The sequence below is a fragment of the Pseudomonas sp. Irchel s3a12 genome, from assembly GCF_900187485.1.
Taxonomy (GTDB): Bacteria; Pseudomonadota; Gammaproteobacteria; order Pseudomonadales; family Pseudomonadaceae; genus Aquipseudomonas; species Aquipseudomonas neuropathica.
On the sequence record NZ_FYDN01000015.1, the window covers coordinates 1 to 20,187 of the forward strand.

Annotated in this window: 20 protein-coding genes; 10 read left to right on the forward strand and 10 right to left on the reverse strand. The window is 58.1% G+C overall.

What is annotated here, in order from left to right; all coding sequences use genetic code 11:
- Nucleotides 1–142: 142 nt before the first annotated feature.
- Nucleotides 143–1,342, reverse strand: a complete 1,200-nt coding sequence (gene tyrS / locus CKW14_RS23235; RefSeq protein ID WP_095126209.1) for a tyrosine--tRNA ligase — start codon at nucleotides 1,340–1,342, stop codon at nucleotides 143–145.
- 212 nt (nucleotides 1,343–1,554) lie between these two features.
- Here tyrS and CKW14_RS23240 point away from each other — a divergent pair, with 212 nt between their 5' ends.
- Nucleotides 1,555–2,973: a peptidoglycan DD-metalloendopeptidase family protein gene (locus CKW14_RS23240; RefSeq protein ID WP_095050332.1), complete on the forward strand. Its 1,419-nt coding sequence runs from the start codon at nucleotides 1,555–1,557 to the stop codon at nucleotides 2,971–2,973.
- A gap of 3 nt (nucleotides 2,974–2,976) precedes the next feature.
- A complete protein-coding gene (locus CKW14_RS23245; protein ID WP_095050331.1) occupies nucleotides 2,977–4,068 on the forward strand; it encodes an anhydro-N-acetylmuramic acid kinase in 1,092 nt (363 codons plus the stop codon).
- A 71-nt stretch (nucleotides 4,069–4,139) separates the two neighbouring features.
- On the opposite strand, the gene erpA is transcribed toward CKW14_RS23245, so the two are convergent.
- Together erpA and argC are read right to left on the reverse strand one after the other, a co-directional pair.
- Entirely contained in the window at nucleotides 4,140–4,490 is a 351-nt protein-coding gene (gene erpA, locus CKW14_RS23250) for an iron-sulfur cluster insertion protein ErpA (protein ID WP_008077999.1), read from the reverse strand.
- A gap of 168 nt (nucleotides 4,491–4,658) precedes the next feature.
- On the reverse strand, nucleotides 4,659–5,693 hold the full coding sequence (gene argC, locus CKW14_RS23255) for an N-acetyl-gamma-glutamyl-phosphate reductase (RefSeq protein ID WP_034155112.1): 1,035 nt from the start codon (nucleotides 5,691–5,693) through the stop codon (nucleotides 4,659–4,661).
- 133 nt (nucleotides 5,694–5,826) lie between these two features.
- On the opposite strand from argC, the gene hemJ reads away from it, so the two are divergent.
- From hemJ to coq7, 6 genes are all read left to right on the forward strand, one after another.
- Nucleotides 5,827–6,255 (forward strand): protoporphyrinogen oxidase HemJ, encoded by a 429-nt coding sequence (gene hemJ, locus CKW14_RS23260; protein WP_034155111.1) that lies wholly within the window; start codon nucleotides 5,827–5,829, stop codon nucleotides 6,253–6,255.
- Between the two features lie 33 nt (nucleotides 6,256–6,288).
- The gene (locus CKW14_RS23265; protein WP_095050330.1) at nucleotides 6,289–7,260 is read left to right on the forward strand and encodes a nitronate monooxygenase family protein; all 972 of its coding nucleotides are present in this window, start codon (nucleotides 6,289–6,291) and stop codon (nucleotides 7,258–7,260) included.
- A 78-nt stretch (nucleotides 7,261–7,338) separates the two neighbouring features.
- The gene (locus tag CKW14_RS23270; protein ID WP_095126210.1) at nucleotides 7,339–8,289 is read left to right on the forward strand and encodes a DUF805 domain-containing protein; all 951 of its coding nucleotides are present in this window, start codon (nucleotides 7,339–7,341) and stop codon (nucleotides 8,287–8,289) included.
- A 61-nt stretch (nucleotides 8,290–8,350) separates the two neighbouring features.
- The gene (locus CKW14_RS23275; RefSeq protein ID WP_093441854.1) at nucleotides 8,351–9,139 is read left to right on the forward strand and encodes an SDR family oxidoreductase; all 789 of its coding nucleotides are present in this window, start codon (nucleotides 8,351–8,353) and stop codon (nucleotides 9,137–9,139) included.
- 57 nt (nucleotides 9,140–9,196) lie between these two features.
- Nucleotides 9,197–9,535, forward strand: coding sequence for a histidine triad nucleotide-binding protein (locus tag CKW14_RS23280; RefSeq protein ID WP_003228789.1), 339 nt, complete (start codon nucleotides 9,197–9,199; stop codon nucleotides 9,533–9,535).
- Between the two features lie 190 nt (nucleotides 9,536–9,725).
- A complete protein-coding gene (gene coq7, locus CKW14_RS23285; RefSeq protein ID WP_008077993.1) occupies nucleotides 9,726–10,373 on the forward strand; it encodes a 2-polyprenyl-3-methyl-6-methoxy-1,4-benzoquinone monooxygenase in 648 nt (215 codons plus the stop codon).
- 120 nt (nucleotides 10,374–10,493) lie between these two features.
- On the opposite strand, the gene speD is transcribed toward coq7, so the two are convergent.
- Both speD and CKW14_RS23295 read right to left on the reverse strand, forming a co-directional pair.
- Nucleotides 10,494–11,288: an adenosylmethionine decarboxylase gene (gene speD / locus CKW14_RS23290; RefSeq protein ID WP_095050328.1), complete on the reverse strand. Its 795-nt coding sequence runs from the start codon at nucleotides 11,286–11,288 to the stop codon at nucleotides 10,494–10,496.
- A 237-nt stretch (nucleotides 11,289–11,525) separates the two neighbouring features.
- Nucleotides 11,526–11,948: an OsmC family protein gene (locus tag CKW14_RS23295; protein WP_003228794.1), complete on the reverse strand. Its 423-nt coding sequence runs from the start codon at nucleotides 11,946–11,948 to the stop codon at nucleotides 11,526–11,528.
- A gap of 237 nt (nucleotides 11,949–12,185) precedes the next feature.
- Between CKW14_RS23295 and crp the strand changes: the two genes are divergently transcribed.
- Nucleotides 12,186–12,830, forward strand: a complete 645-nt coding sequence (crp, locus tag CKW14_RS23300; RefSeq protein ID WP_095126211.1) for a cAMP-activated global transcriptional regulator CRP — start codon at nucleotides 12,186–12,188, stop codon at nucleotides 12,828–12,830.
- A gap of 9 nt (nucleotides 12,831–12,839) precedes the next feature.
- Here the strand turns inward: crp and CKW14_RS23305 are convergent, their stop codons facing one another.
- The 4 genes from CKW14_RS23305 to CKW14_RS23320 all read right to left on the reverse strand — a co-directional run bounded on the left by CKW14_RS23305 (nucleotide 12,840) and on the right by CKW14_RS23320 (nucleotide 16,162).
- A complete protein-coding gene (locus tag CKW14_RS23305; protein WP_095126212.1) occupies nucleotides 12,840–13,541 on the reverse strand; it encodes a lipoate--protein ligase family protein in 702 nt (233 codons plus the stop codon).
- Nucleotides 13,542–13,676: 135 nt separating this feature from the next.
- Complete coding sequence (gene trpC / locus CKW14_RS23310; RefSeq protein WP_095050326.1) at nucleotides 13,677–14,513, reverse strand: indole-3-glycerol phosphate synthase TrpC; 837 nt, start codon at nucleotides 14,511–14,513, stop codon at nucleotides 13,677–13,679.
- A complete protein-coding gene (gene trpD, locus CKW14_RS23315; protein WP_095050325.1) occupies nucleotides 14,510–15,559 on the reverse strand; it encodes an anthranilate phosphoribosyltransferase in 1,050 nt (349 codons plus the stop codon). Before trpD ends, trpC begins: the two co-directional genes overlap by 4 nt.
- A gap of 9 nt (nucleotides 15,560–15,568) precedes the next feature.
- Complete coding sequence (locus CKW14_RS23320) at nucleotides 15,569–16,162, reverse strand: aminodeoxychorismate/anthranilate synthase component II (protein ID WP_095050324.1); 594 nt, start codon at nucleotides 16,160–16,162, stop codon at nucleotides 15,569–15,571.
- Nucleotides 16,163–16,570: 408 nt separating this feature from the next.
- On the opposite strand from CKW14_RS23320, the gene estP reads away from it, so the two are divergent.
- Nucleotides 16,571–18,478 carry an esterase EstP gene (gene estP / locus CKW14_RS23325; protein ID WP_095126213.1) on the forward strand — a complete coding sequence of 636 codons (1,908 nt, stop codon included), beginning with the start codon at nucleotides 16,571–16,573 and terminating at the stop codon, nucleotides 18,476–18,478.
- A 172-nt stretch (nucleotides 18,479–18,650) separates the two neighbouring features.
- Here estP and trpE read toward each other — a convergent pair whose 3' ends face one another.
- Nucleotides 18,651–20,132: an anthranilate synthase component I gene (gene trpE, locus CKW14_RS23330; RefSeq protein WP_095112702.1), complete on the reverse strand. Its 1,482-nt coding sequence runs from the start codon at nucleotides 20,130–20,132 to the stop codon at nucleotides 18,651–18,653.
- Nucleotides 20,133–20,187: the final 55 nt, after the last annotated feature.

The following is a 20,187-nucleotide window of genomic DNA, read 5'->3' on the forward strand; positions in this document are numbered from 1 at the left end:
TCTGGCTTCGATGAACTGAAGCAACCTGCCGCCGAAACCTACATAACTCATTGAATATCAAGGAGTTTTCCGTTTCGACTGCGCCGGAAGTGGGGCGAATTATAGACATCTGAAATTCGCCGTCAACACTTATTTTCAGCAATCACTCAGATTTCAGAGTGATACGCGCAAACGCCTTCTTGCCAGCCTGGCAAACGTGAGTCGCGCCCAGTACATATATAAAGGAGCGATCAACGACTGCACCATCGACGCGCACACCACCAGACGCCAACAGATCACGCGCTGCCGCCGAGTTCTTGACCAACCCCGCCTTATTAAGAACAGCAGCGATCGGCATATCTTCAGTAGATGCCAACTCGATCTCTGGCAGATCATCCGGCAGCTCGCCATCCTTCATGCGATTGCCCGCTGCACGATGAGCATTAGCCGCAGCCTCCTCACCATGGAAACGCGCGACGATCTCTTCCGCCAGTTTGATTTTGACATCACGCGGATTGGCACCGGCTTCTACATCAGCACGCAGCGCATTGATCTCATCCATCGAGCGGAAGCTGAGCAGCTCAAAATAACGCCACATCAATGCATCCGGAATCGAAACCAGCTTGCTATACATGACGCCCGGCGCCTCCTGGATACCGACGTAGTTGCCCAAGGATTTGGACATCTTCTTCACGCCATCCAGACCTTCGAGCAGCGGCATGGTCAAAATGCATTGAGCCTCTTGACCGTAACCACGCTGCAACTCACGCCCCATCAGCAAGTTGAATTTCTGATCGGTACCACCCAGCTCGACATCCGCCCGCAGCGCAACCGAATCGTATCCCTGCACCAGCGGATAGAGGAACTCGTGAATAGCGATTGGCTGATTGGTGGTGTAGCGCTTATCGAAGTCGTCACGCTCAAGCATGCGCGCCACGGTGTACTGAGAGGTCAGGCGGATGAAGTCCGCCGGCCCCATCTTGTCCATCCAGGTGGAGTTGAACGCAACTTCGGTTTTCGCCGGATCAAGAATCTTGAACACCTGCGTCTTGTAAGTCTCGGCGTTTTCCAGAACCTGCTCACGAGTCAACGGAGGACGCGTAGCACTCTTGCCGCTCGGATCACCGATCATTCCGGTGAAGTCACCTATAAGGAAGATAACTTGATGCCCCAGCTCCTGGAACTGGCGCAGCTTATTAATAAGCACCGTGTGGCCCAAATGCAGATCCGGAGCGGTCGGATCGAAACCAGCCTTGATACGCAGCGGTTGGCCGCGCTTGAGCTTCTCGATCAGCTCGGACTCGACCAATAGTTCTTCCGCACCACGTTTAATCAGCGCTAGCTGCTCTTCAACCGACTTCATAACAGACCCGCAAGGCTCAGATTCAAAGGGAACCAACCATACAAGATCGTGCACCAATTACAAGTTTTGCCCGGCGCACGGACACCAATCCACAAACGCGGCGTCTGCAGACTTGCTTCAGAGATGATTTGGTTATATTTTATACAGTTATTTCATCTTCATCATGTCATTCATCTTTTCCAATTCATCTTTTTTCAAAGTCAAAATTACTTATGACCACAGAACCGTCTAAAGCGCCTCCGCTTTACCCGAAGACCCACCTGCTCGCCGCAAGTGGAATCGCCGCCCTTCTCAGCCTGGCACTCCTGGTATTCCCTTCCAGTGATGTTGAAGCCAAAAAGACGACCCTGAGCCTTGAACTGGAAAGTCCTGCTGAACAACTGACACAAGATCAAGACGCTGCTGACGCAGCTCAAGCCACAAATGAGCCAGTAGCTTCGCCATTTGCTCAAATCGAAAACAGTAGCGAAAACACCCCGCAAACCGCAGAGGCTGCACCTACGCCAGCCGCCGAAAAGCCAAAAGCGCCTGGCCATCGCGAAGTCATCGTTGCCAAGGGCGATACCCTGTCGACCCTGTTCGAAAAGGTCGGCCTGCCGGCTGCCTCCGTTCACGAAGTCCTGGCCAGCGACAAACAAGCCAAACAGTTCAGCCAACTCAAGCATGGCCAGAAACTCGAATTCGAATTGAATCCTGAAGGCCAACTGACCAGTTTGCACAGCAAGGTCAGCGACGTCGAAACCATTACCCTGACCAAGAATGACAAGGGTTATGCCTTCAACCGGGTTACCGCAAAACCAACCGTTCGAACTGCTTACGTCCATGGCGTAATCAATAGCTCGCTCTCACAATCAGCAGCCCGTGCCGGTCTCTCCCATAGTCTGACCATGGATATGGCCAGCGTCTTTGGCTACGACGTCGATTTCGCTCAAGACATCCGCCAGGGTGACGAATTCGATGTGATCTACGAGCAGAAAGTGGTCAACGGCAAAGCCGTCGGCACCGGACCTATCCTGTCCGCTCGCTTCACTAACCGCGGCAAGACCTACACCGCCGTGCGTTACACCAACAAGCAAGGCAACAGCAGCTACTACACCGCTGACGGCAACAGCATGCGCAAGGCGTTCATCCGTACTCCGGTGGATTTCGCCCGCATCAGCTCGAAGTTCTCAATGGGCCGCAAACACCCGATTCTCAACAAGATCCGCGCCCACAAAGGCGTGGATTACGCTGCGCCACGCGGTACGCCAATCAAGGCTGCGGGTGACGGTAAAGTGTTGCTGGCCGGACGTCGTGGTGGCTACGGCAACACGGTGATCATCCAGCACGGCAACACTTACCGCACGCTGTACGGCCACATGCAAGGCTTCGCCAAAGGCGTGAAGACTGGCGGTTCCGTTAAGCAAGGCCAAGTCATCGGCTACATCGGCACCACCGGCCTCTCGACCGGCCCGCACTTGCACTATGAGTTCCAGGTCAACGGCGTTCACGTCGATCCGCTGGGACAGAAGCTGCCAATGGCTGATCCAATTGCCAAAGCCGAACGCGCTCGCTTCCTTGCACAGAGCCAGCCGCTGATGGCGCGCATGGATCAAGAGAAAGCCACCATGCTGGCTTCGAGCAAGCGCTAAGTCATGGCCCTGTATATTGGCGTGATGTCCGGAACCAGCCTCGACGGTCTGGACATTGCCCTGATCGAACAGACCTCGGCGATCAAACTGGTCGCCACGCATTACATTCCCATGCCTGAATCCCTGCGCACCGAGCTGCTTGGCTTATGCGCCAGCGGCCCTGACGAAATCGCCCGCTCGGCGATTGCCCAGCAGAACTGGGTGACACTCGCTGCGCAGGGCATTCATACCCTCCTCGATCAGCAGCGACTCAAGCCGCAGGACATTCGGGCGATAGGCAGCCACGGCCAGACCATTCGCCATGAGCCTGCACGCGGTTTCACCGTGCAGATCGGCAACCCCGCTCTGCTGACCGAACTGACCGGTATCACCGTAGTCAGCGATTTCCGCAGTCGTGATGTGGCGGCCGGTGGCCAAGGCGCTCCGCTGGTACCTGCATTTCATGAAGCGTTATTTGAAGAGCGTACCGGTAACCAGGCCGTCTTGAATGTCGGCGGTTTCAGCAATCTGAGTCTGATTGAGCCGACCAAACCTGTAGCCGGTTTCGACTGCGGCCCCGGGAATGTGCTGATGGACGCCTGGATTCACCAGCAGCGCGGCGAAAACTATGATCGCAATGGCGACTGGGCTAAAACAGGTACAGTCGAGCCGACACTGCTAAACGCACTCCTCAGCGATCCGTTCTTCGTCACCAAGGGGCCGAAAAGTACCGGCCGAGAAGTGTTCAACCTGCCCTGGCTGGAACAACATCTCTCGCACCTGCCAGCCTTTGCTGCCGAGAACGTGCAAGCGACGTTGCTTGAGCTGACCGCGTTGACGATCACTGAATCTTTGCAAAACGCTCAAACCGATACTCAGGAACTGTTGGTCTGTGGCGGCGGGGCGCACAACGCCACGCTGATGAAGCGTCTGGCCGAGCTGCTGCCGACCACCAAAGTCACCAGCACTGCCACTCACGGCGTTGACCCCGACTGGGTCGAAGCCATGGCCTTCGCCTGGCTGGCCCATTGCTGCCTAGAAGGCATCGCGGCCAACCGCCCAAGCGTCACCGGCGCACGCGGGCTGCGGATACTTGGCGCTATCTACCCCGCTTAAAGATTAAGCACAGCAAAACGCCGCAGAACCGTGAGGCTCTGCGGCGCTTTGTTATCTGGAGCGAGGAGCAATCAGATCGAGAACGAAGACCCGCAACCACACGTCGTGGTGGCGTTAGGGTTCTTGATCACGAAGCGCGAACCTTCCAGACCTTCCTGGTAATCCACTTCAGCACCGGCCAGGTACTGGAAGCTCATCGGATCCACCACCAGACTCACGCCTTCGCGCTCGACGATGGTGTCGTCCTCGGCCACATCTTCATCGAAGGTGAAACCGTACTGAAACCCTGAACAACCGCCGCCCGTAACGAATACGCGCAGCTTCAAGCGATCATTCCCCTCTTCATCGACCAGGCTCTTCACCTTGTGCGCGGCACCGTGGGTGAATTGCAAAGCCGTGGGGGTGAAGGATTCGACGCTCATGCTGACTATCTCCCGGCGTTACGCCGCCATAATGCGTGATGACGCGCATTATCCGCTTGTCCGAGAAAATCGGTCAACTATTGTTACGGTATATCAATAAACCCGACGAACTGTTCAGAATGCAAAAAGGCCCGCTTAACGGGCCTTTTGGCTGTGCTGCTTAAAGTATTACGGCAGCATACCGGCGTGGGACAGACCGAAACGCTCGTCCAGCCCGAACAGGATGTTCATGTTCTGCACCGCTTGACCCGACGCACCTTTGACCAGGTTGTCGATCACCGACAGCACCACCACCAGATCGCCATCCTGCGGACGATGAACGGCGATACGGCAAACGTTGGCACCGCGCACGCTACGGGTTTCCGGATGGCTGCCGGCCGGCATCACATCGACGAACGGCTCGTTGGCATAGCGCTTTTCAAACAACGCCTGCAGATCCACCGAGCGATCAACCACGGTCGCGTAGAGCGTCGAGTGAATGCCACGGATCATCGGAGTCAGGTGCGGTACGAAGGTCAGACCGACATCCTTGCCCGCTGCGCGACGCAGACCCTGGCGAATTTCCGGCAGGTGACGGTGACCTTTCACCGCATAGGCCTTCATGCTTTCTGACGTTTCGGAGTACAGCGAGCCGACAGCCGCACCGCGACCAGCACCGCTGACGCCGGATTTGCAGTCGGCGATCAAGCGCGAAGTATCCGCCAGACCAGCCTCGAGCAACGGCAGAAAGCCCAGCTGCGTAGCGGTTGGGTAGCAACCCGGCACCGCGATCAGGCGGGCCTTCTTGATCTGCTCGCGATTGACTTCCGGCAGACCGTAAACCGCTTCGTCCAGCAACTCAGGCGCGCCGTGCGGCTGACCGTACCACTTGGCCCACTCTTCAGCGTCTTGCAGACGGAAGTCAGCCGACAGGTCGATGACCTTGGTGCCCGCTGCCAGCAATTCACCGGCCAACGCATGAGCCACACCGTGCGGAGTGGCGAAGAACACTACGTCGCAAGCGCCGAGGGTCTTGATGTCTGGGACGCTGAAGGCCAGGCCGTCGTAGTGTCCGCGCAGGTTCGGGTACATGTCAGCCACGGCCAGACCGGCCTCGGATCGGGAAGTGATCACTACCACTTCTGCCTGCGGATGCTGCGCCAACAGACGCAGCAGTTCGACACCGGTGTAACCCGTGCCGCCGACGATACCGACCTTGACCATAACCTGCCCTCAAAGAACCCACTGGAAAGCCGTCGATAATAGGGGCCGCGCGGCCCTGCGACAACCGTCAAGGTGACGTGCGGACGCTCAAGCCTCTACTATCCGGCTTACCGTGAACCTGGAATAACTAAAAATGCTCTATCTATGGATCAAAGCTTTTCACATTGTCAGCATCGTTTGCTGGTTTGCCGGGCTGTTCTACTTGCCGCGTCTGTTCGTGTATCACGCGCAAAGCGAAGACACGATCAGCAAAGAGCGCTTCAGTGTCATGGAGCGCAAGCTGTATCGCGGCATCATGGGCCCGGCGATGATTGCGACGCTGATCTTCGGCGGCTGGCTGATTTACCTCAACCCGAGCATCTTCAGCATGGGCGGCTGGATTCACGCCAAATTGACCCTGGTCGTCTTGCTGATCGGCTACCACCACATGTGCGGTGCGCAGGTAAAACGTTTCGCCCGTGGCGAGAACACCCGCAGCCATGTCTTTTATCGCTGGTTCAATGAAGTGCCGGTTCTGATATTGCTGGCTATCGTAATTCTGGTCGTGGTCAAGCCGTTCTAACTTCAACAAGTACAGATCCTTGGGGTGTTCATAATGTCGCTGCCCGCTTTGCTCGAACAACGTCTGCGTTTGCCTGTAGTGGCGGCGCCGATGTTTCTGATTTCCAACCCTGAGCTGGTGCTCGCCTGCTGCCGTAATGGCGTGGTCGGGAGTTTTCCTGCGCTGAACCAACGCGAAAGCAGCGGATTCAAAGCCTGGCTGGAACAGATCGAAGCGGGCCTGGCGACACTGGACAACCCGGCGCCGTACGCGGTGAACCTGATCGTGCACAACAGCAACCCGCGCTTGCAGGCAGACCTGAACATCTGCGTCGAACACAAAGTGCCGATCGTCATCACCAGCCTCGGCGCGGTGAAGGAGTTGGTCGACGCGGTACACAGTTATGGCGGCCTGGTCTTCCATGACGTCACCACTCGCCGACATGCCGAGAAAGCGGCCGAGGCCGGCGTCGACGGATTGATTGCTGTGGCGGCCGGCGCCGGGGGCCATGCCGGGACCTGGAGTCCGTTTGCGCTGATCGCCGAGATCCGTCAGTTCTTCGATAAAACCCTGCTGCTTGCAGGATGTCTTAACCACGGGCATGAGATTCTCGCCGCACAGCTGCTCGGCGCGGATCTGGCCTACTTCGGTACGCGATTTATCGGCACCACGGAAAGTCATGCGCCCGACGCCTACAAGGAGATGCTGCTGACAGCCAAGGCGTCCGACATCATCCATACTCCAGCGGTCTCGGGAGTGCCGGCGAGCTTTATGCGGCAGAGCCTGGAAGCGGCCGGTTTCGACATGGCCGCTCTGCAAGGCAAAGGCGAAGTGAATTTCGGTGACAAGCTCAAGCCAATCAATGATGAAGCCAAAGCCTGGAAGACTGTGTGGTCGGCCGGACAAGGCGTCGGACAGATCGATGACCTGCCGAGCGTGGATCAATTGATCGCACGGCTGGACGCTGAATACCGGCAAGCCCAGGAACACGCAGCACAATTGCCAAAACGCTGGCCGCGCGAATAAAAAAACCGGGCAAGTCGACTCAAGACTGGCCTTACACTGACGACCTTTCAAACCATTCGCGACAAGGATGCCTCGGCCATGAGCGAACCCCGTTACAAGATCGTATTCGACGGTGCTTTGCAGCCCGGTGTCGATATCACTACGGCCAAGCTCAATCTGGCTGATCTTTTCAAAAGTGAAGTGGCGGCCATCGAACGCCTGTTCAATGGCCGCGCCGTAGCACTCAAACGCGACCTGTCCCACAACGATGCACAGGCTTATCTACAAGCTCTGAGCAAAACCGGGATTGATGCACGCATTGAAGCAGAGACGGCAATCGAACTGAATCTATCGGACGTCCAGGAACACTCCACTGTGGTGGCAGAACCGGACTCCCCGTATGCACCGCCTCGCGCCAATGTGGGGGAACATGTTCCGGCGTTCGCCACGCTCAAGCCGTTCAGCGTCGAAGGCCGCATAGGTCGCCTGCGTTTTCTTGCATGGACGATGGTACTGAGCCTGGTCACGCTGCCCATTATCGGGGTATTCGCCCTGTTGGCGCTTGGCCTGGTCAGCGGCGATTCCACCACCGGCCTGATCATCGGCGGAATCTTCGCGTTCTTCCTGTTTATCGCCTTCCTGATCGTCAGCATTCTGTTCAGCGTCCAGCGCCTGCACGATATCGGCTGGTCGGGCTGGCTCTGGCTATTGAACCTTGTACCGTTCGTGGGCAGCTTCTTCCCGCTGGTGATCATGGTCGTACCGGGCAACACCGGCGCCAATCGCTACGGCCCTCCCCCGCCGCCAAACAGCACCGCCGTGAAAGTGCTGTGCTCACTGTGGATCGTGTTCTTCGCACTGATTTTTGTCGGTGGAATGCTCGGCGGCATCTCAGCCATCCAGCAGGAATATGAAAGCAATCTGGAAAGCAGCTACGAAAGTGGCTCGGTGACCACTGATGAAGTCGAAGTAGAGGTCGAAACGCCTGCGGATTCCGCCGACGAGGCAGCCGAAGCGGCGCAGGCCCCTGTAGACTCTGCGAAAGAATGAACAGCGCTCCCCGCCGTGACACCCGCGTCGCCGGCGCGGAGCTGTTGCGATGGAGAATTGCATGACCCGTTACGCACTGATCACCGGCGCCTCCAGCGGCATCGGCCTGGCGATGGCCGAAGCACTGGCCCGGCGTGGCCGCAGCCTGATTCTGGTGGCCCGACAGCGTGATCAGCTCGAAAGCATTGCGATCGAATTGACCCAGCGTTTTGGCGTCGAGGTACTGTTCCGCGCCTGCGATCTGGGCGAGCCATTGCGTCTGTCCGGCTTCCTGCTGGAACTGGAAGAAGGTGACCGACAGATCGACTTGCTCGTCAATTGCGCCGGCATCGGCACCTGCGGCCCGTTTCTCGCACAGGACTGGATGACCGAGCAGGATCTGATCGAAGTGAACATCCTCGCCCTCACCCGTCTCTGCCACGCCATCGGCAACAGCATGGCGCTGCAGGGTGGCGGGCAGATTCTCAATGTCGCCTCGGTGGCCGCCTTCAATCCCGGCCCTTGGATGAGCACTTACTACGCCAGCAAGGCGTATGTGCTGCACTTCTCCGAAGCCTTGCGGGTTGAACTGAAACAAAGTGCGGTGAAGGTCTCGGTACTCTGCCCCGGCCCGACACGCACGGCATTTTTCCGCACGGCGCAGCTGAACAGCGACAAACTCAAAGACAGCAAGTTAATGATGAGCCCGGAGGAAGTCGCGCTATACACCGTACGCGCCCTCGACAAGAACCGCGCAATCATCATTCCCGGACGACGCAACCGCTGGTTCGCGTTCTTGCCGCGACTGGGCTCGCGCTGGCTCAATCGCACCATCGTCGGTATGGTCAATAAAGCTTACTGCCCGCGCTGAAGAAACCGGATTCAACGCGGTACACTCGATTCAGCCCAAACAGCGGAGAAAACAGCAGTGGATACTCTGTTCACCAAGATCATCAACCGGGAAATCCCGGCCAAGATCATTTACGAAGACGACCAGGTTTTGGCCTTCCATGACATCGCCCCTCAGGCACCGGTGCATTTCCTGGTGATCCCGAAAAAACCGGTGCGCACCCTCAATGACCTGACCGAAGATGACAAGGCATTGGCCGGGCACATCCTGTTCACTGCGCAGCGTCTGGCACTGGAACTGGGTTGCGAAGAAGGTTTCCGCGTAGTGATGAACTGCAATGAGAAAGGTGGGCAGACCGTCTACCACATTCATATGCACGTACTCGGTCAGCGTCAGATGAACTGGCCACCGGGCTAAAAAGCCCCCTGCGGGAGCGAGCCTGCTCGCGAAGACGTCGGCACGTTCAATATACCAGTGCCTGACACCACGCCTTCGCGAGCAGCATCGCTCCCACAAAAAAGCATGACCGCGCAGCAAATGACCCAGCGCAAACCTTCCACGGCCGATTCGGTTAAACTGGCCGTCGAGATTCTTCCCGGAGGTCAGCATGACTACCCAACGTCACTACTCGCCAATTGACCGTCTTCTGCTGCAAGCCGATGCCGCAATGCGTACCCTGCTGCCCTTCAGTGGCCAACCGTACCGTCCGTCGCCGGCGATTTTGCAGCCGGACACGCAAATGAGCGACGAAGACACCCGCCACGTTGCCGGCCTGATGCGCATCAACCATACCGGTGAAGTCTGCGCCCAGGCGCTCTATCAGGGACAGGCGCTGACCGCCAAGCTGCCTCAGGTGCGCGAGGCCATGGAGCACGCCGCCGAAGAAGAGATTGATCATCTGGTCTGGTGCGAACAACGTATTCATCAGTTGGGCAGCCATACCAGCGTTTTAAATCCGCTGTTTTACGGGATGTCGTTCGGTATTGGTGCGGTGGCCGGGTTGATCAGCGACAAGGTCAGCCTTGGATTCGTCGCGGCGACCGAGCATCAGGTGTGCAAGCACTTGAATGAACACCTGGAGCAGTTGCCGGCTGAGGACGAGAAATCCCGGGCGATTCTGGAGCAGATGCGCATAGATGAAGAACATCATGCGGAAAGTGCGCTGGAGGCTGGGGGTTTTCGGTTTCCGGCGCCGGTGAAGTTCGGGATGAGTATTCTGGCGAAGGTGATGACCAAGAGTACTTATCGGATCTGAGATCTGTGTGGGTGCTGAAGGCCTTATCGCGAGCAGCCTCGCTCCCACAGGGTGCTTTGTTCCAGCAATAAAAAAGGCGACTGTCCTGAGACAGTCGCCTTTTTTTTGTGCCCGGGAATCTTAAGTAGGCATGTTGCGCGCGTAGAAGATTTCGAGCATTTCGTGTTTCACCCGATCGGTCACCTGAGCACGCTGCTCGAGGGACAGATTGCTGGTGGCGTCGCCGAACAGGTAGTTGTCCAGTTCGAAGTTCTTCAGCAGCATTTTGGTGTGGAACAGGTTTTCCTGATACACGTTCACGTCGGTCATCTGGTACGCGTCGCGGGTGTCTTCAGAGAGGTAGTTCTGGATCGAGTTGATCTCGTGGTCGATGAAGTGCTTGTTGCCTTCAACGTCACGGGTGAAGCCGCGCACACGATAATCCACAGTCACTATGTCCGAATCGAACTGGTGAATGAGGAAATTGAGCGCTTTAAGCGGTGAAATGACACCACAAGTCGACACGTCGATGTCCACACGGAAAGTTGCAATACCGTCGTCCGGATGAATTTCCGGATAGGTGTGCACCGTGATGTGACTCTTGTCGAGGTGGGCCAGGATAATTTCGGGCAACGGGCCCGGCGACTCTTCAATCTGGCTTTCAGTCGGGGTTACCGGCTCTTCAGAAATCAGAATCGTGACGCTGGCGCCCTGAGGTTCATAGTCCTGACTGGCAATGTTCAGGATGTTGGCACCAATGATCTCGACAACTTCTGTGAGAATCTGCGTCAGGCGTTTCGCGTTGTACTCTTGATTGATGTACTCAACGTAAGCCTGCTGGTCTTGCGGGGTTTCCGCGTAGCAGATGTCATAGATGTTGAAGCTCAAGGTCTTTGTCAGGTTATTGAACCCGTGGAGCTTGAGTTTGCTTTTCACCGTAAAAAACTCTCTATGTATGCGGCCCGGCCGCGTGATCAAGCATGCCCGTCAAGTGCGAACAACGCACCTGCGTAGGACGGTTAACACCTCTTCGCGATGGCGATTTTGGTTATCTGTTCAGGCGGCTGATCCGTCGGCTGACCGATCACTGCCCTGAAAAAAGTGGCGCATTATGCAGACGTCAGCGGGGGATCGCCAGAGTCTGCACTGCTTTTATGATAGTTGAATGTCGGTTCAACCGAGTTCGACGATTTCGTAGTCGTGAGTGATCGCCACGCCAGCCGCGCCAAGCATGATCGAAGCGGAGCAGTACTTCTCGGCGGACAGTTCGATGGCGCGCTTGACCTGGGCCTCTTTCAAGCCACGGCCCTTGACCACGAAATGCATGTGAATCTTGGTGAACACCTTCGGATCTTCGGTCGCGCGCTCGGCTTCGAGAAAGGCCTCGCAGCTTTCAACGGCCTGACGGGACTTCTTCAGGATGCTGACCACGTCGAAGTTGCTGCAACCGCCGACACCCAGCAGAAGCATTTCCATCGGACGAACACCCAGATTACGACCACCAGCGTCCGGCGGACCGTCCATCACCACGACATGACCGCTACCGGATTCGCCGAGGAACATGGCTTCGCCAGCCCATTGGATGCGTGCCTTCATCGCCCAGACTCCACTGTAAAAAAAGGGTCGCCAGCTTAGCACAGGGCTTTACCCGGACAGCGAGCAACGTTCCTAGGACAGGATGCCTCCACGCTGTAGGTAATTTCTCGAATTTGCGACGAAGTGTCTGTTAAGCTGGCGCCAATTCGCTGGCGCCCATGTCAGCCCGTGTAGCGACCGCCTTCAGCGCCTCATAAAAAATCAAACATCACCGTGCAGTCTTTTCGGGATACAACCATGGTTGCTATTACCCCCACACCCAAAATCAAGAATCTCGACAAGCTGTTGATGCATTGCCAGCGCCGTCGCCATGCGGCCAAGAGCAACATCATCTGTGCGGGCGATCGCTCGGACACGCTGTACTTCATCATCAAGGGTTCTGTGACGATCCTGATCGAGGATGACGACGGTCGGGAGATGATCATCGCTTACCTCAACGCCGGGGATTTCTTTGGCGAACTGGGCCTGTTCGAGCAAGCGGGACAGGAACAGGAACGCAGCGCCTGGGTTCGGGCCAAAGTTGAATGCGAAACAGCGGAAATCAGCTACGCCAAGTTCCGCGAATTGTCGCAGCAGGATCCGGACATTCTTTTCGTACTCAGCGGACAAATCGCACAACGACTGCGCAACACCACGCGCAAGGTCGGCGATCTGGCGTTCTTCGATGTAACCGGTCGAGTCGCGCGTTGCCTGCTGGAACTGTGCAAACAACCGGATGCGATGACCCACCCGGACGGCATGCAGATCAAGGTGACCCGTCAGGAAATCGGCCGGATTGTCGGTTGTTCACGGGAGATGGTCGGCCGCGTGCTCAAGGATCTTGAGGAACGTAACCTGGTCGATGTGAAAGGCAAGACCATGGTGGTCTTCGGTACGCGCTAAGCCCGAAAGTCAGGCGCTGTAGATCTGCGCCAGCATCAATCGAAACAGCTCATCGAGACGCGCCAAGGCCTGTGGCGCGTTGAATTTCTCATGCAGGCCGATGTGGCTTTCAGCCCGCACGCGTTGCTCCAGGCCGCACACTTCATTGAAGCGATTGACCGCGGCGACCATCGATTCGCGCTCGTTATCCATCAGCATCGCCCCGTGCACCAGGCCCACCGGACGTTGCCCGCCCTGACTCTGGCGCCAGCGCTGGGCCGTGCCGACCATTTTGCGACCGTCCAGATTGACGTTGAAGCGACCGTCGCAGAATGCGCCATCGATTTCACCCAACGATGACGAGCCGCCCAACTCCTCCAACAACTGACAGATCGGATCGCAGAGACGGTGGTAGCCGGTTTCGATGCGGTTCAGGTCGCCTTCGCTGCGTGGTGGCGCATAGACCAGGGCGATGTTGATCGTCGCCGCTGATTGCGGGACGGGTTCGCCACCGGTTTCGCGTAGCAGGACGGGCCAGCCAGCGGCGGCTGAGACTTCGCAGGCGTGGTCGAACGCGGCGAGGCGATTGAGGCGGCGAGGCATGACCAACGCACGATCGCTGGGTTGCCAGAATAGAAGGCCGAATTCTGCGTCGCCGGCGCAGACCGAGGCCAGCAAGTCTTGTTCGGCTTGCAGACCGGCTTCGATGGTCAGGGAGGTTGGCAGCGACATAACAGGCTCCGGCAACATGGAAATCATTAGCGGTTTCGATGGACCCTTCGCTAGCAAGCTCGCTCCCACATTGGAATGCATTTCCCCTGGGGGAGTGAGCCTGCTCGCGATGGTCTCGACTCGGTCTAGAGCGAATCAGTCGAGGGTCGAACCGCTGATGGAAGTGCCACGCTCCGGGAAGAACAGTCGCTGCAGTTCAGTGCCCGGATTCTCCGCACGCATGAACGCTTCACCCACCAGGAACGAATACACTTCGCTGATTTCCATCAACTCGACATCGGCACGATTGAGAATACCGCTCTCGGTAATCACCAGGCGATCGCGCGGAATGCGCGGCAGCAGGTCGAGGGTGGTTTCCAGGCTGACGTCGAAGGTGTGCAGGTTACGGTTGTTGACCCCGACCAGCGGCGTGTCGAGGGTTTTCAACGCACGCTCCAGCTCATCGCCATCGTGCACTTCGACCAACACATCGAGACCGACGCTTTTGGCGACAGCGGCCAGCTCGGCCATTTTCACGTCATCCAGTGCGGAGACGATCAGCAGCACACAGTCAGCACCCAGCGCGCGGGCTTCGACGATCTGGTAAGGATCGATCATGAAGTCCTTGCGAATCACCGGCAGTTTGCACGCGGCCCGGGCCTGTTGCAGATAAGCATCGGCGCCCTGGAAGTAATCGATGTCGGTCAGCACGGACAGACAGGTCGCCCCGCCCTTCTCGTAGCTTTTGGCGATGTCGGCCGGAATGAAGTTCTCGCGGATAACACCTTTGCTCGGCGAGGCCTTTTTGATTTCGGCAATGACCGCGGGCTGCTTCTTCTTGGCTTGCGCCAGCAACGCCTGGGCAAAACCACGGGGTGCATCGGCCGCCTTGGCCAGACTTTCCAGCTCACTCAGGCTCACACGGGCGCTACGCTCGGCGACTTCCTGAACCTTGCGGGCCAGAATGTTTTCCAGAACCGTCGGTACACTCATCCCTCATTCTCCACTTTGAATACCGCGGTAAAGGCACCCAGCTCCTCGAGTTTTTCCCGAGCGAGACCGGTGTGCAGGGCGTCGTGCGCAAGCTCCACACCCTGTTTCAAACTACTCGCCACGTCAGCGGCATACAGCGCCGCACCGGCATTGAGCACAATCATTTCGGCGGCTTTCTGGCCGTTTTCGGTTTTGCGCTTGCCGAGAGCATCACGGATCAGCGCCAGCGACGCCTCCGGGCCTTCGACCGACAGACCGTGCAGGCTCTGGCTCTTCATGCCGAGATCTTCCGGCTCGACCCAATACTCGGTGATTTCGTTGTTCTTCAACTCGGCAACAAAAGTCGGCGCGGCAAGACTGAACTCGTCCAGGCCGTCTTTCGAATGCACCACCAGTACATGCTTGCTGCCCAGGCGCTGCAAGACTTCGGCCAATGGCCGGCACAATGCCTGAGTGAACACGCCCACCACCTGATGTTTCACACCGGCCGGATTCGTAAGCGGGCCGAGCATGTTGAACAGCGTACGCAAGCCAAGATCGCGGCGCGGGCCGGCGGCGTACTTCATGGCTTTGTGGTGGGTCTGGGCAAACATGAAACCGATGCCGACGTTGTCGATGCAACGCGCGACTTGCACCGGCGTCAGGTTCAGATAGATGCCGGCGGCTTCCAGCAAGTCGGCGCTGCCGCTCTTGCCCGATACCGCGCGGTTGCCGTGCTTGGCCACGGTGCAACCGGCTGCCGCTACGACAAACGAAGAGGCGGTGGATACGTTGAAGATGTTCGCGCCGTCACCGCCGGTGCCGACCACATCGACCACGCCGTCGAGGGTTTTCAGTTCAACTTGATCGGCCAGCTCACGCATCACCGACACGGCGCCGACGATTTCGTCGATGCTCTCGCTCTTCATGCGCATGGCCATCATGAACGCGCCGATCTGCGCGTCGGTGCATTGGCCGGTCATGATTTCGCGCATCACGTCGCGCATTTCATCGGTGCTGAGGTCGAGGTGATCGACGATACGGCTCAGGGCTGTCTTGATATTCATGGGAAGTCCTTAGCGCGTGCCGCCGGTTTGTTTGAGGAAGTTGGCAAACAGTTCATGGCCCTGCTCGGTCAGGATCGACTCGGGGTGAAACTGTACGCCCTCAATGTTCAGGGTCTTGTGACGCAGGCCCATGATTTCGTCGACCGAACCGTCATCGTGCTGGGTCCATGCGGTCAGTTCCAGGCAATCGGGCAACGTGTCGTGCTTGACGATCAGCGAGTGGTAACGGGTGACGGTCAGCGGATGATTGAGGCCGGCGAAAACGCCCTTGTCCTCGTGGAATACCGGACTAGTCTTACCGTGCATCACTTGGCGGGCGCGCACCACGTCACCGCCAAACGCCTGGCCGATGGACTGATGGCCAAGGCAGACACCGAGGATCGGCAGCTTGCCGGCGAAGTGTTTGATGGCTTCGATGGAGATGCCGGCTTCAGTCGGCGTGCAAGGACCGGGGGAAACCACAATGCGCTCAGGCTTGAGGGCTTCGATTTCAGCGATGGTCAGTTCATCGTTGCGCACCACTTTGACTTCGGCACCCAGCTCGCCGAGGTATTGCACAACGTTGTAAGTAAAGGAGTCGTAGTTGTCGATCATCAGCAACATGGCGTGTCGAACCTCTTGAATTCTGATTTGAAAACAGCCTTCAGATCACTTGCCCGCAGGGCGCTGCACGATGTCGGACGCAGGAAGATGCGTCGGCACAGCGGCATTTCAAACAGGCAAGGAAGGCAAAGCGATACAGATCCGGCGGGGCCGGCAGAAAAGATTCAGGCGCGCCAACGCCAGCGGGCGTGTGCCTTGATGACTTGATCCAGAAGTTTGCTGGTGATCAACACGGGGAAGGTCTCGTTCATACGTTCCGGCACAGTAACTTAGCTGGGCGGAGCGTGCAATATGGCCGGGGCTGCGGCAGATAAAACCGGGGGAGGATTCGCGACCGATGGCAAAACGCCGGGAGTTTTTGGTACTGTCGTTTCGTTCACCTACAACAATAACTAAACGGACTTGCTCATGATCAAACAGACGTTGTTTGTACCGCTGGCCGGCTGCCTGCTTGCACTGGCCTGCGCTCAGGCCAATGCTGCACCCAATCCTTATTCCAGTTTCATTGTGTTTGGCGACAGCCTCAACGACGCAGGCACCTTCACCGACACTGGCGGACCGGCCGGCTCCACCGAGCGTTACACCAACCGGACCGGGCCGGTGTATCAAGATGGCAGCGGTGAACTGCATTCATTGAATTCCACGCAGTTGCTCGGCGGACGCCTTGGCTTTTCGCCAGACCAGACAGCCTCCTCCAGCTCCGCCGTGCGCGCCGAAAACGGCCAGCCGGACGGTAACAACTGGGCGGTCGGCGGTTATCGCACCGACCAGATCCTCGACTCGATCACGACGCAATCCGCTACCGGCGAACGCACCCGCGCCGGTTACCTGCCATCGAACGGCTTCCGCGCCGACCCGAAGGCGCTGTATTACATTTCCGGCGGCGGTAACGACTTCCTGCAAGGTCGCATTCTCAGCCTGCCGCAAGCCAACGCCGCCGCCGATCGACTGGCCGACAGCGTGCAAACCCTGCAAACCGCCGGCGCCAAATACGTGATGGTCTGGCTGTTGCCTGATGTTGGCCTGACGCCAGCGATCAACGGTACACCGCTGCAAGCTTTCAGCAGCCAGCTCGCCACTCAGTTCAACAGCCAGTTGGTCACGCGCCTGCAAGGCATCAACGCCGAAATCATTCCGCTGAACATTCCGGTCCTGTTGTCGGAAGTGTTTGCCGATCCTGGGCGCTTTGGCCTCGCGACCGACCAGAACCTGACCGCGACCTGCTTCAGTGGCAGCGGTTGCACCGAGAACGCGCGATACGGGATCAACAGTGCAACGCCCGATCCGACCAAGCTGATCTACAACGACGGCGTGCACCCGACCGAGGCCGGGCAAAAGCTGATCTCCGATTACGCCTATTCCCTGCTCGCCGCGCCGTGGGAGCTGACGCTGCTACCGGAAATGGCCCACGCCACCGTGCGTGCGCATCAGGATGAACTGCGCAATCAATGGCAGGCGGACTGGGAGAACTGGCAAGCGGTAGGTCAATGGCGCGCCATTGTTTCGGCGGGCGGCCAACATCTTGATGTCGACAGCCAAAGCAGCGGCGCCAGCGCCGATGGCAGCGGTTACAACCTTAACGTCGGCGGCAGCTACCGCTTGAATGAAGCCTGGCGTGTCGGTGTGGCAGGAGGTTTCTACCGGCAGAATCTGGAGGCCGGTCACAACGACTCGGATTACAAACTCAACAGCTACATGGCCACTGCATTTGCCCAGTACCAGCAGAACCGCTGGTGGGCTGACGCGGCGTTGACCGGTGGCAAACTCGACTACGACAACCTCAAGCGCAAATTTGATCTGGGCGTCAGCGAAGGTGCTGAAAAAGGCGACACCGACGGCAGCCTCTGGGCCTTCAGCGCCCGCGTCGGTTACGACATTGCCCAACCGGGCAGCGAGTGGCACCTGTCGCCATTCGTCAGCGCCGACTACGCCAGCGTCGATGTCGACGGCTACTCAGAGAAGGGCAACCGCGCCACGGCGCTGACTTTCGATGATCAGACTCGTGACTCGAAACGCCTGGGGCTGGGCTTGCAGGGCAAGTACAACATCACCCCGCAAACCCAGGTATTCGGCGAGTACGCTCACGAGCGTGAGTACGAAGACGACGTGCAGAAGGTCAACATCGCGCTCAACACCTTGCCGGCGAATGACTTCAAACTTGAGGGCTACACGCCGCAGAGTCATTTGAACCGTTTGAGCCTGGGCGTCAGCCACAAACTCACGGCGGATCTGGCGCTGCGTGGCGGCTACTCGCTGCGTAAGGATGATGACTTTACCCAGCAGGGCGTTAACGTCGGGGTCGTTCTGGACTTCTAAATCGCAGGCAAAAAAAAGCGGCGCTCTCACAGGCGCCGCTTTTTTATGACCGAACACAGATCAAATGTAGGAGTGAGCCTGCTCGCGATTACGGTGGTTCAAACAACATATCCGTTGAATGTTAATCCGCTATCGCGAACAGGTTCACTCCTACAGGGGGTTTTGCGTGAGTTCAGGCTTCCGGGGTTTGCTCGGCCAGGGCCACGGCGCGGAACATCGCGCGGCGTTTGTTCAGGGTTTCTTCCCATTCCAGTGCCGGCACCGAGTCGGCGACGATACCGCCACCAGCCTGCACGTGCAGTTCGCCGTTCTTGATCACCGCCGTACGAATCGCAATCGCGGTGTCCATGTTGCCGTTCCAGGCGAAGTAACCCACCGCGCCGCCATACACTCCACGCTTGACCGGCTCCAGTTCGTCGATGATTTCCATCGCGCGAATCTTCGGCGCGCCCGACAAGGTGCCCGCCGGCAGAATCGCTCGAAGTGCATCCATCGCCGTCAGCCCGGCTTTCAACTGGCCGGTGACGTTGGAGACGATGTGCATCACGTTGGAATAGCGCTCGATAACCATTTTCTCGGTGAGCTTCACCGAGCCGATTTCCGACACGCGCCCGGTGTCGTTGCGACCCAGATCGATCAGCATCAAGTGCTCGGCGATCTCCTTGTCGTCCGACAGCAAGTCCTCTTCCAGCGCCACATCCGCTTCTTCCGTGGCGCCACGTGGGCGCGTGCCGGCAATCGGGCGCACGGTGATCAGGTTGTCTTCGACCCGCACCAGCACTTCCGGCGAACTGCCAACGACGTGGAAGTCGCCGAAGTTGAAGAAGTACATGTACGGCGTCGGGTTGAAGCAACGCAAAGCGCGGTACAGATCGATCGGCGCAGCCTTGAAGTCGATCGACATGCGCTGCGACGGCACGACCTGCATGCAGTCACCGGCAAGGATGTACTCCTTGATGGTGTCGACGGCTTTTTCGTAATCGTCTTGAGTAAAACTCGAACGGAACACCGGATCAGCCGCTTGTTGCTTGCTGAAGTCCAGGCCACGGCGCGGGGTGATCGGCTGACGGAGCTTTTCCAACAATGCCTGCAGTTGCGCCTGACCTTGTTCGAAGGCATCCGCCTGCGCAGGGTCGGCGAGCACGATCGCGTGCATCTTGCCGGCGAGGTTGTCGAACACCACGACGGCGTCGGAAACCATCAGCAGAATGTCTGGCACGCCAAGTGGATCCGGGTTCGGGCACTTGCCCAGGCGCTTCTCGACATAACGCACGCAGTCGTAACCGAAGTAACCGACCAGACCACCGTTGAAGCGCGGCAGACCGGCGATGGTCGGCACGTTGTAGCGCGCCTTGAAGGTTTCGACGAAGGCCAACGGATCTTCAACATCGTGGCTTTCGGTCTCGACGCCATCAACGGTGATGCTCACGTGATGGTCGTGAACGCGCAGCACGGTGCGGCACGGCAGGCCGATGATCGAATAACGGCCCCATTTCTCGCCACCCTGCACCGATTCGAGCAGGTAGGAGTTGGGCTGGTCGGCCAGTTTCAGGTAGATCGACAGCGGCGTGTCGAAGTCGGCCAGGGTTTCGCAGGCCAACGGAATGCGGTTGTAGCCGTCAGCGGCCAAGCGCAGGAATTCTTCGCGGATCATAAGGTGCCTCGTGGTGTGAGGGGCAAATCAGTCAGGTATGCAAACGCGCCGGCAG